Below are 13871 nucleotides of genomic sequence, written 5' to 3'. Positions count from 1 at the left end.
GTGGGTGGGAACCTTCATGGTCCCACCCACCACGATGCCGCCGACGATATGGAGCGCCCGGGACATGAGCAGCGAGGTCTGGCCAGGCGAGGCATATCCGCTGGGCGCGACGTACGACGGCTCGGGCACCAACTTCGCGCTGTTCAGCGAGATCGCCGATCAGGTCGAGCTGTGCCTTTTCGATGCCGACGACGCGGAGACCCGGGTGCCGTTGACCGAGGTGGACGGTTTCGTCTGGCACGGTTTCCTGCCCGGGGTCGAGCCGGGACAGCGTTACGGGTTCCGCGTCCATGGGCCGTACGACCCTGGCAGCGGGCACCGCTGTAATCCGGCGAAGCTCCTGCTCGATCCCTATGCCAAGGCGATCGACGGTACGTTCGGCTGGGGCCAGACCCTGTTCAGCTACAACTTCGGCGACCCGGACAGCCGCAACGACGACGACTCCGCGCGTCTGATGCCCAAGTCCGTCGTCATCAACCCGTTCTTCGACTGGGGCGTGGACCGCCCGCCGGGCCACGAGTATACGGAGACGGTGATCTACGAGGCGCACGTCAAGGGCCTGACTCAGACTCACCCGCACATCCCGGAGGAGATCCGGGGCACCTACGCCGCGATCGCCCACCCGGTGATGATCGAATATCTGACCTCGCTTGGGGTCACCGCGATCGAGCTGATGCCGGTGCACCACTTCGCCGATGACTCCACGCTGCAGGACAAGGGGCTGGCCAACTACTGGGGCTACAACACCATCGGCTTCTTCGCCCCTGACCCCAAGTACAGCTCCAGCTCCACGCCGGGCGGCCAGGTCCAGGATTTCAAGGCCATGGTGCGGGAACTCCACGCGGCCGGCATCGAGGTCATCCTCGATGTCGTGTACAACCACACCGCCGAGGGAAACCACCTGGGCCCCACGTTGTCCTTCCGCGGCATCGACAATGCGGCGTACTACCGGACCGTCGAGGACGACAAGCGGTATTACATGGACTACACCGGCACCGGGAACTCCCTGAACGTCCTCCATCCCCACACCCTGCAGCTGATCATGGATTCGCTGCGGTACTGGGTCACCGAGATGCACGTGGACGGCTTCCGCTTCGACCTTGCGTCCACTCTGGCACGGGAGTTTTACGACGTGGAGCGGCTGTCGACCTTCTTCGAAATGGTCCAGCAGGATCCCACCGTGAGCCAGGTCAAGCTCATCGCCGAGCCGTGGGACCTCGGCCCAGGGGGCTACCAGGTGGGCAAGTTCCCGCCGCAGTGGACCGAATGGAACGGCAAGTACCGGGACACCGTGCGCGACTTCTGGCGCGGCGAGCCGTCCACACTGGGCGAGTTCGCCGCCAGGATCACCGGCTCGGCCGACCTCTACGAGCGCTCGGCGCGCCGTCCGGTCGCCTCGATCAACTTCGTCACCGCGCACGACGGCTTCACCCTGCGTGACCTGGTCTCGTACAACGAGAAGCACAACGAGGCCAACGGCGAGGACAACAATGACGGCGAAAGCCACAACCGGTCGTGGAACTGCGGCACGGAAGGCCACACCGACGACCCCGAGATCAACGCCGTTCGCGCGCGGCAGCAACGCAACTTCCTGACCACCTTGCTGCTGTCCCAGGGGGTGCCGATGATCTGTCACGGCGACGAGCTCGGCCGCACTCAGAACGGCAACAACAACGGCTTCTGCCAGGACAACGAGATCACCTGGATCGCCTGGGACAGTGCCGACGCCGGGCTGCTGGAGTTCACTCGCCGCCTGGTCTCGCTGCGTGCGGACCACCCGGTATTCCGCCGCCGCCGATTCTTCGACGGACGGCCGGTGCCCCAGCGCGAGGCGGAGCGGGTGCCGGACATCGACTGGTTCCGCCCCGACGGCACCGGCATGAGCGACGAGGACTGGGACAGCGGGTTCGGCAGATCGGTCACGGTGTTCCTCAACGGCCACGGCATCGCCGGCCTGGACGTCCGCGGCCAGCGCGTGATCGACGACTCCTTCCTCCTGTGCTTCAACGCGCACGACGAGCGGGTGGACTTCACGCTGCCCGATCCCGAGTACGGAGGCGCGTGGCAGCTGGTGCTCGACACCGCCGTCCCCGGCGACGCGGCTGATCCGGGCAGCGAGCCGGTCAAGGCGGGCTCGGCCGTCGGCGTGACCGGCCGGGCGATGGTCGTTCTCCAGAGTGTCGCCGCATGACTGCCCAGCGTCCCAGCTCCACGTATCGCCTTCAGATCAGTCCTGACTTCGCCCTCGCCGACGCCGCTCGGGTTCTGCACCATCTGGACCGACTGGGGGTCGGCGCCGTGTACTGCTCGCCGCTACTGCAGTCGGCAGACGGATCCGGCCATGGATACGACGTCGTCGACGTCACCCGCGTCGATGAGGCACGTGGCGGTGAGGACGGCTGGCGGGCGTTCCTGTCCGCGGCCCGCGGCCTCGGCCTCGGCGTGGTGGTGGACATCGTTCCCAACCATCTCGGTGTCGCCGGCGCCGTAGAGAACCCGGCCTGGTGGGACGTCCTGCGCCACGGCCGGAACTCGAGGTACGCGGCGTGGTTCGACATCGAGTGGGCCCGGGGACGGATCCTGCTGCCGGTGCTCGGCCCGGACGCCGATCCGGCCACGGACCTCACCGTCGCCGACGGCGAACTGTGCTACTTCGAGCATCGTTTTCCACTCGCCCCCGGCACGGGCCCCGGCCCGGCCGACTCCCCCGCCGACGTCCATGACCGGCAGCACTACCAGCTGGTCGACTCCCGCCGCGCGGACACCGATCAGAACTACCGGCGGTTCTTCGCCGTCAGCACCTTGGCCGGCGTGCGGGTCGAGGATCCGGCGGTGGCCACCGCTACCCACGAACGTGTGCTCGCGTGGGTACGGGACGACGAGATAGACGGCCTGCGAGTGGACCACCCGGACGGACTCGCCGACCCAGCCGCGTACTTCACCTGGTTGCGGTCGGAAGCTCCGGACGCGTGGCTCACCGCCGAGAAGATCCTGGAGCCCGGGGAGGCGTTACCGGCCCGGTGGCCGGTGGACGGAACCACGGGCTACGACGCGCTGGCCGAGGTGGGGCCTCTGTTCGTCGATCCGCGCGCGGAGCCTGCGTTCGACCGCCTCTACCGGGACGTGACCGGCGACCACCTCGACTTCGCCGGCCACGTGCAGGCCGGTAAACGGCTTGTCGCGACCACCATCCTGCGCGCCGAGATCCGCCGCCTGGCCCGTCTCGTCCCCAGCGTGCCACGGGCCGTCGAGGCGCTCACGGAGCTTGCCGTCGCCTTTCCCGTCTACCGCTCGTATCTCCCGGACGGCGCCGAGAACCTGGCGGGAGCGGTCCGGCTCGCCTGCCGCCGGCGGCCCGAGCTGGCCGAGGCCGTCGCGTCGCTCCTCCCCCGGCTGACCGATCCCGCCGACGAACTCTGTGTGCGTTTTCAGCAGACGACCGGCGCGGTGATGGCGAAGGGCGTGGAAGACACCGCCTATTACCGGTACGCCCGCTTCGTGGCACTCAACGAGGTGGGCGGCGACCCGTCGCTCTTCGGCCTCGATCTCGACGAGTTCCACGATGCCCAGCGGCTGCGGCAGGCGAACGCGCCGTACTCGATGACCACCTTGTCCACACACGACACCAAGAGAGGCGAGGACGTCCGAGCCTGGCTGGCGGTACTGTCGGAGCTGCCGGACGAGTGGGCGGTCCTCGTCCGGCACCTGTCCGACACGGCCCCGATGCCCCATGCGGCGCTGGGCTACCTGTTGTGGCAGTGCGTCGTCGGCGTCGGGCTGGATCAACCCGCCCGGCTGCACGCCTACGCCGAGAAGGCGATGCGGGAAGCCGCGGACGGCACCGGGTGGGCACATCCGGACGAGAAGTTCGAACACGCCGTGCACGCGGCCCTGGACGCGCTTCACGACGAGCCGCGTTTGCGCTCCCAGATCGATGCCCTGCGAGACCGGATCCGCCCATTCGGCTGGAGCAATGCGCTCGCCCAGAAGCTGATCCAGCTCACCATGCCGGGAATCCCGGATGTCTACCGAGGCACCGAGGGGTGGGAGGACTCACTCGTCGATCCGGACAATCGCCGCCCGGTGGACTTCACCGCACTGCGGTCTCTGCTGGAGGTGGACCAGCCACCGGTCGACGCCACCGGGGCCGCCAAGGCATGGATCGTGTCCCGGGCGTTGCGGCTGCGCCGGGACCGGCCCGAGCTCTTCCGCGGCTATGAGCCGGTTCCGGTGACCGGTCCGAAAGCCGAGCACGCCGTCGCCTTCGACCGGGGCGGCTCGATCACCGTCGCCGCCCGGCTGCCGGTCGCGCTGCGGGCGGGGGGCGGTTGGACCGGCACCGCGATCGACCTGCCGGCCGGGCTGGTCGATCTGCTCACCGGGCGCCCGATGGGCGGCCGGACACCGCTCGACGAGCTCCTGACCCGCTACCCGGTCGCCTTGCTGGCACCGGTCTGAGCTGCACGCCCCTACTCGCAGAAGGGCCGATTCCGTGACCGACTTCCAGCTCTGGGCCCCGGCGGCGAACAGCGTGCGGCTGCAGGCCGGCGACTCGACCGTGCCGATGCATTCCACCACCGGCGGGTGGTGGGAGGCGAGCGCCGACGTGGCACCGGGCACCGACTACGGATACCTGCTGGACGATTCGAGCCAGCTGCTCCCCGATCCGTGCTCCCGCTGGCAGCCGCACGGGGTGCACGAAGCCAGCCGCCTGTACGACGACGACGCCTTCGCCTGGACCGATCACGCGTGGCCGGGCCGCGAGCTGCCAGGCGCGGTGATCTACGAGATGCACATCGGCACGTTCAGCGCGGGTGGCACCTTCGAGGACGCCCTCCCACACCTGGACCATCTGGTGGATCTGGGCATCACGCACGTCGAGGTGCTGCCGGTCAACGCGGTCAACGGAATCTGGAACTGGGGCTACGACGGCGTGGGCTGGTTCGCGGTGCACGAGCCACTGGGTGGGCCGGACGGTTTCAAGCGGTTCGTCGACGTCTGCCACGAGCGCGGGCTCGCCGTTCTGCTCGATGTGGTGTACAACCATCTCGGCCCCAGCGGCAACTACCTTCGCCGGTTCGGCCCGTACGAGACCACCGGACGCAGCACCTGGGGTGAGCTGATCAACCTCGAGGAGGACGTGGTCCGGCGCTTCATCATCGACAATGCGCTGATGTGGCTGCGCGACTACCACGTCGACGGGCTCCGGCTCGATGCCGTGCACGCGCTGGTGGACCGCCGCACGCCGCATCTGCTGGCGGAGCTCTCCGCCGAAGTCGAGGAGCTCGCGGTGCAGGTCGGACGGTCCTTGCCGCTCATCGCCGAGTCCGACCTCAACGACCCGATCATGATCGAGCCACGCGCGGCCGGCGGTCACGGCATGGACGCGCAGTGGAACGACGACGTCCACCACGCCCTGCACGCGTTGCTGACCGGTGAGCGGCAAGGCTACTACTGCGACTTCGGCTCACTGGCCGTGCTCGCCAAGGTGTGCACAGCCGCGTTCCTGCACGACGGCACCTACTCGAGTTTCCGCGGTGCGGTCCACGGCCGCCCCGTGGACCGCGAACATACGCCGGGCTTCCGGTTCGTGGTATGCCTGCAGAACCACGACCAGGTCGGCAACCGCGCCGCCGGAGACCGGCTTCCTGAACTGACCTCACCGGGGCGCCTGCGGATCGGGGCCGTCCTCCTGCTGAGCCTGCCCTTCACGCCGATGCTCTGGATGGGCGAGGAGTGGGCCGCCTCCACCCGATGGCCTTACTTCACCTCGCATCCGGAGCCGGAACTGGCCGAGATCGCCAGCAGCAAGCGGATCGAGGAGTTCGCGCAGCACGGCTGGGACACGGATACCATGATCGACCCACAGGACCCGGCCGCCTTCACGACGGCGAAGCTGAACTGGGACGAGCGCGACGATCCCGAGCACGCCGACGTGCTGGCCCTGTATCGCCGGCTGGTCGCGTTCCGGGCGGCCGAGCCGGACCTGCGCGACGCTGACCTCACCGCCGTCGCGGTCGACTACGACGAGGACCGCGAGTGGCTCGTCCTGCACCGCGGATCACTGCGCGTGGTGGCGAACCTCGCAGACACGGCGCAGACCATCCCGGTCGCGGAGGTATCGACGACCACGTCCGAGATATGCCTGGCAACCGGAGAGGCCGCTGTCGCCTCCGGCGGCGTCGAGCTCGCCGCTGAGACGGCCGCGATCATCCGGCTCTGACCAGGCGCATCGATACTCCCCTGTTACTCCGCCGCCGCGGTCACCTCACGAAGAGAAGCATGAGGATGCGCGCCACCACCGGCAGCACGAGGAAGTACAAGAGCAGGATGAACACGAACGGGCCGGCCCCGCGACGCGGGCCAGGCGTGGGCCGCTGCGGAGCGGTGGGCATGGGGCCCCGCGGCGGATCCGGCGGCACCGGGCCCTGCTGCGGCGGCGGGTCCGATGTCGCAATGGTGGGACGCTCGCTCAGCAGGACGTCACGAGCCCGGGCCAGCTCGCGGAAGGTCCGCTCGTCGCCGCCGGTGTCCGGATGGCCGCCCTGCAGGACCTTGTGACGAAACGCCCGCGTGACCTGTGCCGGGCCCGCGCCCCGCGGTACTCCGAGTATCTCGTGCGGCTCGCGGCTGCCGTGTGCACGCTGGTCGATGGGCATGAAGCCGTGTCACCACCTCTCGCGTCTGTGCTGGCTTCCGCCGGACGTGGCTCGCCGGCTTACCCATATGACGCCGCGTGACGCGGATATGTGACACGCGCGGCTCAGCGATGCGTGGCAGGAGAGCCGCCGCGACGGTGATCGGCCAGCACCTCGCCGATCACCCGCAGCTGGACGGCCGCCGCCTCGTCGTCGCTGTCGATCACATCCGCCAAGACGATCAGGGCCTTCCACAGCGCCCATCCGCGGGCGCGCGCCCACGTGCCCGGATCCTGCCCGACCGCGGCGCGGAAGGCCTCCCGGCTCTCACCGGAGAACAGCGTCCACGCGATCACCAGGTCACATGCCGGGTCACCCACGCCGGACGTGCCGAAGTCGATGACCGCTGCAAGCTGACCGTCCTTGACGAGAAGGTTGCCGTGTGCGATATCGCCATGGAACCATACCGGGTCACCGTGCCAGGTTGCCGACAACGCGGCGTCCCAGACGGCTTCTGCGCCGGCGACGTCGATCCGCCCGTCCAGCCAGCGACGCACGGACCAGCTGAACGGAAAGTCTTCGCCCGGTGCGCCCTTCGCCAGCGGCACCGGGATCGGCACCGGAAGCGCTGGAGCGAGCAGCGGCAGCCAGCGGTCTTCCTTCTCGACGGCGGGCGCGTATGCCTCGGCGGTCGGTAACCGCACGGTCATCTCGTCCCCGAGGCGGTAGGTGCGGTTGTCCCAGCCGTCCACCGCGACCGGGGTAACCGGCAGATCCTTCCACTGGGGGAACTGGGCGCTGATCAGCCGCTCCACCAGCTGCGCGTCGATCCCGGCTCGCCCGTCGCGGTGCGCAATGTCGACCATCCCGACCATTCTCACCGGCAGTGATCACACAGGCAACTGACTATTAGGCCTCATCGGGTTGCGCGGTCAACCCGTCGTAGTAGGCCTTCATCGCCGGGTAGTACTCGTCGAAGTGTGGTCTGGGCAGCCCGTTCTCGGCCGCCACCAGCATGTCGAGGTAATGCTCCCAGCCGGGGCCGACCTCACCGAGCCCGGCTTCACTTTGCAGGTGCTGCACGAGACGCAGCTCCGTTGAACTCGCGACCTCGGTCAGCAACAGCTCCATGGCCCATTCGCCGGCCTCGTCGGTCATGGACACGGCCAGCCGGCGCGGCGGGTCACACGCATCGATGCGTACATCGCACCACGGCGTCTGCTCCTCGTAGGCCATCTGCACCTTGATGGTCCGGCCGGGACCCGCGTCGCCCTCCCACGGCCCGAACCAGCGCGCCGTGCGGTCAGGTTCGGTGATGCTGGCCCACACGTCTTCGGTGCCCGCCCGGAAGGTCCGGGTGAGTACCAGGTCTGGCCCTGATTGACCGCGAAACAATCGGCCGGTTGGTGTCTTCGTCATGCCGTCTTCTCCTCGTCCGTGCGTGTTGCCTGATGGGAGCGGCGCTCCCGGCGAGTCCGATAGACCTCGGTCTCCAGCGCGTCGAGGTGGCGCTCCCAGTCCGCGGGCCGGGTGAACTCCGCCAGCCAAGCCACGAGCTCGGAGAATCCCCCGGCGGTCAGAACATAGAACCGATGCCGGCCGACGAACTCGTCGCGCACCAGGCCACTGTGCTTCAGCACGCGCAAGTGCCTGCTCACGGCCGGCCGGCTGATGTCGAAGCGCTCGGCGATCTCTCCTGCTGGAAGCCGCCGTTCACGCAGCATCCGCAGGATCTCCCGTCGCACCGGATCCGCGATCGCGGAGGCCACCTCGTCCATGCCGAGAAGCGTAACCTATTGGTTACGCGTTGTCACTAGTCAATCGTGCGCGGCTCGGAATTGCCTTCGCTCGTGCTCGCTGCCCGCGTCGCTGGCCAGGTCGTCGCCGAGATCGACCCGGACAGTGCACAGCCGGCCGGTGAAGTGGTTGTCGGCGATCGGATAGTCGTCGGTCACCGGCGAGGCACGGTCGACGCCCAGGTCGAAGGTTTCGTCGAAGGCGAAGTAGTACGGGATGGTGGCGTCCACCCGCCCTTCCGCGACCTTCCTGCCGTCGACGAGCAACCGTGCGGTGCCGCCCTGCCCGACGCCACCGCCGTCGTAGGCGAAGTCCAGCTGGATCTCGTGACGGCCCACCGTCAGCGGCTCCGGCGCGGTCAGCGTGTGCACGGTGAGGCCGAAGTAGTTGTAGGCATACTTCGGCCTGCCCGCGTCGACGTACAAGGACCAGCCGCCGAACCGGCCTCCCTGGGCGACGAGGACGCCGGACGCACCCTCCCGCGGCACCTCGACCGTCGCGGTGATGGTGTGTGAACGGTTCTTCACGTTCGGCGCGGTCTCCTCGGTCAGCCGGAGGCCCGGACCGCGGAACGTGACGCTCCTGCGGTCCCCGAACAGATCGAGCCGGCCTGCCTCCTTGGGATTCTCCCGCTCGGTCATCCGGTCGTCGAGCGGGAACACGTTGTACTTCGCCGCCTCGATGAGGAACAGCTGCTGCAGCTCCCGCAGCTTTCCGGGGTGATCAGCGGCGAGGTCATGCGCCTGGGTCCAGTCGACGTTCGTGTCGTAGAGCTCCCAGACGTCGTCGTCGTACGACGAAGCGGCACCGTCCTGCACCATCTCCCACGGGACTCCGTGGCGGGTCACGGCCATCCAGCCCTCGTGGTAGATGCCGCGATGGCCCACCATCTCGAAGTACTGCAAGCGCCGACGCTCCGGCGCCTCGGAGTCGTTGAAGCTGTAGAGCATGCTGGCGCCCTGGATGGGCTGCTGCGCGACTCCGTTCACACTGATCGGATGCGGCAGTCCAGCCGCTTCCAGGATGGTCGGCATCACGTCGATCACGTGGTGGAACTGGTTCCGGATGCCACCGCGTTCCTCGATGCCCTCCGGCCAGTGCACCACCAGCCCGTCGCGGATCCCACCGAAATGCGAGGCCACCTGTTTCGTCCATTGGTATGGGGTGTTCATCGCCAAAGCCCAGCCCACCGGATAGTGCGCATGGGTCGTCGCGTCACCGAGGGCGTCGTCGTGGGCGTTGATGAACTCAGCGGTGTCCGGGATGCCGCTGGCGAACCGGTGCTCGTTGAGCGTGCCGCCCAGGCCACCCTCCGCCGACGCTCCGTTGTCCCCCAGGATGTAGAAGATCAGCGTGTTGTCCAGCTCACCCATGTCCTCCAGAGCATCGACCAGCCGTCCCACCTGGTCGTCGGTGTGCTCGGCGAATCCCGCGTAGAGCTCCATCAGCGACGCCGCGGAACGGCGCTCCTCATCGCCGAGCTCATCCCAGTGCGGCACGCCGTCGGCCCACGGCGCGAGTTCGGCGTCCTGCGGCACCACGCCGAGTTCCCGCTGTCGCTCAAGGGTGATCTCACGCTGGCGGTCCCAGCCATGGTCGAACGCTCCGCGGTACTTCTCGCGGTACTCCGTCGGCACGTGGTACGGCGCATGGGTGGCGCCGAACGGCACATAGGCGAAGAACGGGACGTCCGGCTTCAGCGCCTTCTGGTTTCCGATCCATCCGATCGCCTGGTCGACGAGGTCCTCGGACAGGTGATAGCCGTCCTCCGGTCGCTGCTGCGGCTCGATCGGCGTGGTCCCATCGAACAGCACGGGATACCAATGGTTCATCTCCGCGCACATGAAGCCGTAGAACTTCTCGAAGCCCTCACCGGTCGGCCACCGGTCGAACGGTCCGGCTGGGCTCACGTCACGGGCGGGCGTCTGGTGCCACTTGCCGAATGCGCCGGTGTTGTACCCGTTGCCCGAGAGCACCTGCGCCAGCGTCGCCGCGCTGCGCGGACGGATCCCGGTGTAACCGGGCGCGGCGCTGGCCATCTCCGTCGTCACGCCCATCCCGACCGAGTGATGATTTCGCCCCGTGAGCAGAGCCTGCCGTGTCGGCGAGCAGATGGCGGTGACGTGGAACCGGCTGTACCTCAATCCGTTCTCCGCCAGCCGATCCGCAGTGCGCATCCGGCACGGACCGCCGAACGCCGACGGGGCACCGAAACCCATGTCGTCCACGAGGACCACAAGAACGTTGGGCGCGCCCTGGGGTGGACGCAGCGGTGCTTGAGGCTGATAGGGCGGCGTCTGCAGGCGGGCATCGACAGAGGTGGCCGGTGGATAGTGTGGATCCGGTCCGGGAAGGTGCTCCGTCGTCATGAACTCTCCGTCTCGACGCCCTCGAGCCAGGACTGGACCGTGTCCTGGTTATCGGCGATCCACTCGCTGGCGATCGTCTCCGCGGGTACCTCCTCCTGCCCGTAGAGGTAAATCCACTCCGAGGCGGTGTCGAGGTCGATCTCCATCTGGGACAGCAGGCGGGTGACCTCGGGATGGTCGTCGGCGAACCCGGAACGGGTCACGACGCGGATCTCCCCTGCGCCCGGCCACACACCCTCGGGGTCGTCGAGGTAGACGAGATCCCACTCCACGTTCATCCAATGGGGCTCCCAGCCGAGGAAGACCACCGGCTCGCCCTGTTCCGCCTTCCCCCCGACGTCGGCGAGCATGGCCGCCGTGCTCGACTCGATCAACTCCCAGTCACCCAAACCGTATGCGTCCGCCGCGATCGCGTCGGCGATGTACTCGTTGCCCGGAGTTCCGGACTCGATCCCGACGAACTGCTTGCCGAACAAGTCAGCATTCGGTGCCAGATCGGCCAGTGAGGTGATGCCGTGCTCCTCGCTCACGTACGCCGGCACCACAGGTGCGTAAGTGGTGCCGGTGACGAGCGTCGTGACCACATCGATCTCACCGGCCTCCAGGTGCTCGGCGAAGACCGGCTCCTGGCTCGGCCACCAGTTCCCCAGGTACACGTCCACATCACCGTCGGCGAGCCCCACGGCGCCCACGGGCACGGCCAGGTCCGCGATCCTGGCCTCATACCCGAGGTCGGCTAGGAGCTGGCTGAGGATCTGGTTCTCGACGACCAAGTCTTCCCATGGTTGCTGCAGCAAGACGATCTCCTCACCACCTCCGGGCCCGGACCCGGTCGAGCCGTCCCCGGCGCCGTCCTGATCATCACCCCCACAGGCGGCGACGGTCATCAGCGCGACGCCCGCGGCAGACGCGACCAGATGTGATCGGACAGGCATGGGTGATCCTTTCGAATGGGGTGTGCTCAGCTCCAACGTGTTCACCGTGGCACAGCGATATGGCCGCGACAACGACACCGCCGCCGCGAACCTAGACCGATATTCAGTGTCCGCGATAGAGCTTCTCTATAGCGGTTGGTCAGTGGTTGTCAGGCGGCCAGGCGGTGACAAGTTCGACGAACGACTCCGCCGCGGGTGACAAGGCCCCGCGCGGCCACACGAGCACGCCGCGTCGCGTCAGAGGCGGACGGAGCTCGAGCACGACGGCGCCGAGCGCCGCCGCGTGCCGGGCGAGACTGCGCGGGAGCAAGGTCGCGCCGGCGCCGGCCAGCACCAGGGGAACGATGGCCGCGCGGTGCGCGGTCTCGACTGCGATGCGTGGCGGCGTGCCGTGACGGGCCAGCACACCGTCCACGACGGTGCGCGTCGTCGTACCGGGTGGGGTGGTGACGAGGTCGAGTTCGGCCAGCTCTGCCACGGACAGGCTCCCCCGCGCCGGGGTCGGTGAATCGGGCGGGAGAACGGCGAGCACCTCCTGTTCCGGCAGGCCGAGCACCCGCAGACCGGCCGTGGAGATGCCGCGTTCGGTCAGGCCGAGCTCACACTGCCCGCGCCGGACGACGTCGGTCACGGCCGCGGCGTTCTCCGGATCGATGACATTGAACTCGACGCCCGGATGACGTTGCCGGAATACGCCGATGAAGGCGGCGAGCGGATCCACGGCCAGGGTGGTCACCGCGACGATGTCCAGCCGCCCGGACACCAGCCCGGTCACCTGCTGGGCCGCCGAGTGTACGCGGGCGAAATCGTGCAATACCCTGCGGGCCGGCTCCAGCAGTGCCTCCCCCATCGCCGTCAGCACGACTCCGCGGCCGAGACGGCGGAACAGCGGGGCGCCCATCTCGCGCTCCAGGATCCGGATCGCATAGGACAGTGACGGCTGCGCGACCTGCAGCGCATGGGCCGCGCTGGTAAAACTGCCATGGCTGGCGATCGCCAGGAAATACTCGAGCTGCCTGCGCTCCATGTGTGACCGTCCTCGCCTCGACCGACCGTGCTGACGCCAGCCACAATCTACGGCGGCGTGCTTTCAGCGCTCTCGCAAGGCGCGCAGCAACGTGGACGCCGCCATGAGAAGAGCGAGCCCACGCACGACGCCCGCGATGACGTACGGAGCCCGCAGCCCGAGTTCGTGCGCGACCAGGCCACCGGCCAGTGCACCGAAAGGCATCAGCCCCCAGCCGAGCATCTTGTAGACGCTGTTGACTCGGCCGAGCAGCGCGGCAGGCACCAGCTGCTGGCGAAGGCTGACGCTGACGATGTTCCACAGCGTCGTGACGAAGCCGTTGCCACCCAGCAAGAGACCCAGCACCAGAACATTCGGGCTCAGCCCTATCCCGGCGTAGATCACCGCATTGGCGGCGAGCGCGGTGAACAGGGCCCGGCCCGCGCCGATCCTGGCGACGAGGCGCGCGTTGACCAGACCGCCGCACACGCTGCCGACAGCCGCGCCGGCGAGCAGAAGTCCGTATCCGCGCGCGTCCAGATGCAGGCTCTGGGTAGCCAGCAGCACCAGCGTCGCGTTGCCGAGTTGGGCGCAGAAGGTGCTGACGCCGAGGAGGATCGCCAGGGTGCGCAGTAGCCGGTGCCCGGCCAGCCAGCGCAGCCCGTCCGCGACCGCCGTACGCATCGGAGGGTGCCCGGCCGGGCGGCCCCGGCGCCTCGGCAACGTCGCCAGCAACGCCGCGGACACGGCGAACGCCCCCGCGGCCATGCCGAACGGCCAGGCGACCGCGATCCCGAACAGCAGACTGCCCAAGGGTGGACCGGCGAATTGCTGTCCGGCGATCAGCACGACCTGGTGATAGCCGTTCGCCCGGTAAAGGGCGGGCCTGTCGACGATGTCCGGCAAGATCGCCTGCGCAGCGGTGCCGTAGAGCCTGTGCACGCCACATAAGAGCCACCCGGTCGCCGCGGTCGGCGAGGGCGCCCGCGGGGAGGGACAGCAACAGCCACGGCAGGTAGATGGCTGCGGAGACGACCGTGACCAGTCGCGGATCCCGAGTGATCGTCACGGCAAGCAGCGGAACCGCCGCCGCGAAGGCCCCGTCGCCGAGGTGGTTCATACCCGC

The 13871-nt window shown here is 68.5% G+C and carries 11 protein-coding genes; 3 read left to right on the top strand and 8 right to left on the bottom strand.

The features are described from left to right. Positions 1 to 64: 64 nt before the first annotated feature. The 3 genes from glgX to treZ are packed head-to-tail and all read left to right on the top strand — an operon-like array spanning position 65 to position 6223. Entirely contained in the window at positions 65 to 2191 is a 2127-nt protein-coding gene (gene glgX / locus G1H11_RS01895; protein WP_216843342.1) for a glycogen debranching protein GlgX, read from the top strand. Continuing rightward, positions 2188 to 4458, top strand: coding sequence for a malto-oligosyltrehalose synthase (gene treY, locus G1H11_RS01890; RefSeq protein WP_163815465.1), 2271 nt, complete (start codon positions 2188 to 2190; stop codon positions 4456 to 4458). Before glgX ends, treY begins: the two co-directional genes overlap by 4 nt. A 34-nt stretch (positions 4459 to 4492) precedes the next feature. Then, the gene (treZ, locus tag G1H11_RS01885; RefSeq protein WP_163815463.1) at positions 4493 to 6223 is read left to right on the top strand and encodes a malto-oligosyltrehalose trehalohydrolase; all 1731 of its coding nucleotides are present in this window, start codon (positions 4493 to 4495) and stop codon (positions 6221 to 6223) included. A 40-nt stretch (positions 6224 to 6263) separates the two neighbouring features. On the opposite strand, the gene G1H11_RS01880 is transcribed toward treZ, so the two are convergent. The 8 genes from G1H11_RS01880 to G1H11_RS01845 form a co-directional block, all read right to left on the bottom strand. Then, a complete protein-coding gene (locus tag G1H11_RS01880; RefSeq protein WP_163815461.1) occupies positions 6264 to 6659 on the bottom strand; it encodes a J domain-containing protein in 396 nt (131 codons plus the stop codon). Positions 6660 to 6763: 104 nt separating this feature from the next. After that, the gene (locus G1H11_RS01875) at positions 6764 to 7504 is read right to left on the bottom strand and encodes an aminoglycoside phosphotransferase family protein (protein WP_163815459.1); all 741 of its coding nucleotides are present in this window, start codon (positions 7502 to 7504) and stop codon (positions 6764 to 6766) included. A 43-nt stretch (positions 7505 to 7547) separates the two neighbouring features. Continuing rightward, positions 7548 to 8057, bottom strand: coding sequence for an SRPBCC family protein (locus G1H11_RS01870; RefSeq protein WP_163815457.1), 510 nt, complete (start codon positions 8055 to 8057; stop codon positions 7548 to 7550). Further along, positions 8054 to 8416, bottom strand: a complete 363-nt coding sequence (locus tag G1H11_RS01865; protein WP_163815455.1) for a metalloregulator ArsR/SmtB family transcription factor — start codon at positions 8414 to 8416, stop codon at positions 8054 to 8056. The genes G1H11_RS01870 and G1H11_RS01865 overlap by 4 nt, the downstream gene beginning before the upstream one ends. Positions 8417 to 8455: 39 nt before the next feature. Continuing rightward, on the bottom strand, positions 8456 to 10804 hold the full coding sequence (locus tag G1H11_RS01860) for an arylsulfatase (RefSeq protein ID WP_163815453.1): 2349 nt from the start codon (positions 10802 to 10804) through the stop codon (positions 8456 to 8458). Next, positions 10801 to 11739 carry a glycine betaine ABC transporter substrate-binding protein gene (locus tag G1H11_RS01855; protein ID WP_163815451.1) on the bottom strand — a complete coding sequence of 313 codons (939 nt, stop codon included), beginning with the start codon at positions 11737 to 11739 and terminating at the stop codon, positions 10801 to 10803. Before G1H11_RS01855 ends, G1H11_RS01860 begins: the two co-directional genes overlap by 4 nt. Positions 11740 to 11878: 139 nt before the next feature. Next, complete coding sequence (locus G1H11_RS01850; RefSeq protein WP_163815449.1) at positions 11879 to 12766, bottom strand: LysR family transcriptional regulator; 888 nt, start codon at positions 12764 to 12766, stop codon at positions 11879 to 11881. A 63-nt stretch (positions 12767 to 12829) separates the two neighbouring features. After that, positions 12830 to 13687, bottom strand: a complete 858-nt coding sequence (locus tag G1H11_RS01845) for an MFS transporter (RefSeq protein ID WP_343074787.1) — start codon at positions 13685 to 13687, stop codon at positions 12830 to 12832. Positions 13688 to 13871 lie beyond the last annotated feature (184 nt).

Origin of the sequence: Phytoactinopolyspora alkaliphila, from assembly GCF_010550695.1 — a bacterium.
GTDB lineage: Bacteria > Actinomycetota > Actinomycetes > Jiangellales > Jiangellaceae > Phytoactinopolyspora > Phytoactinopolyspora alkaliphila.
This window is presented reverse-complemented; position numbering and strand designations above follow the sequence as displayed.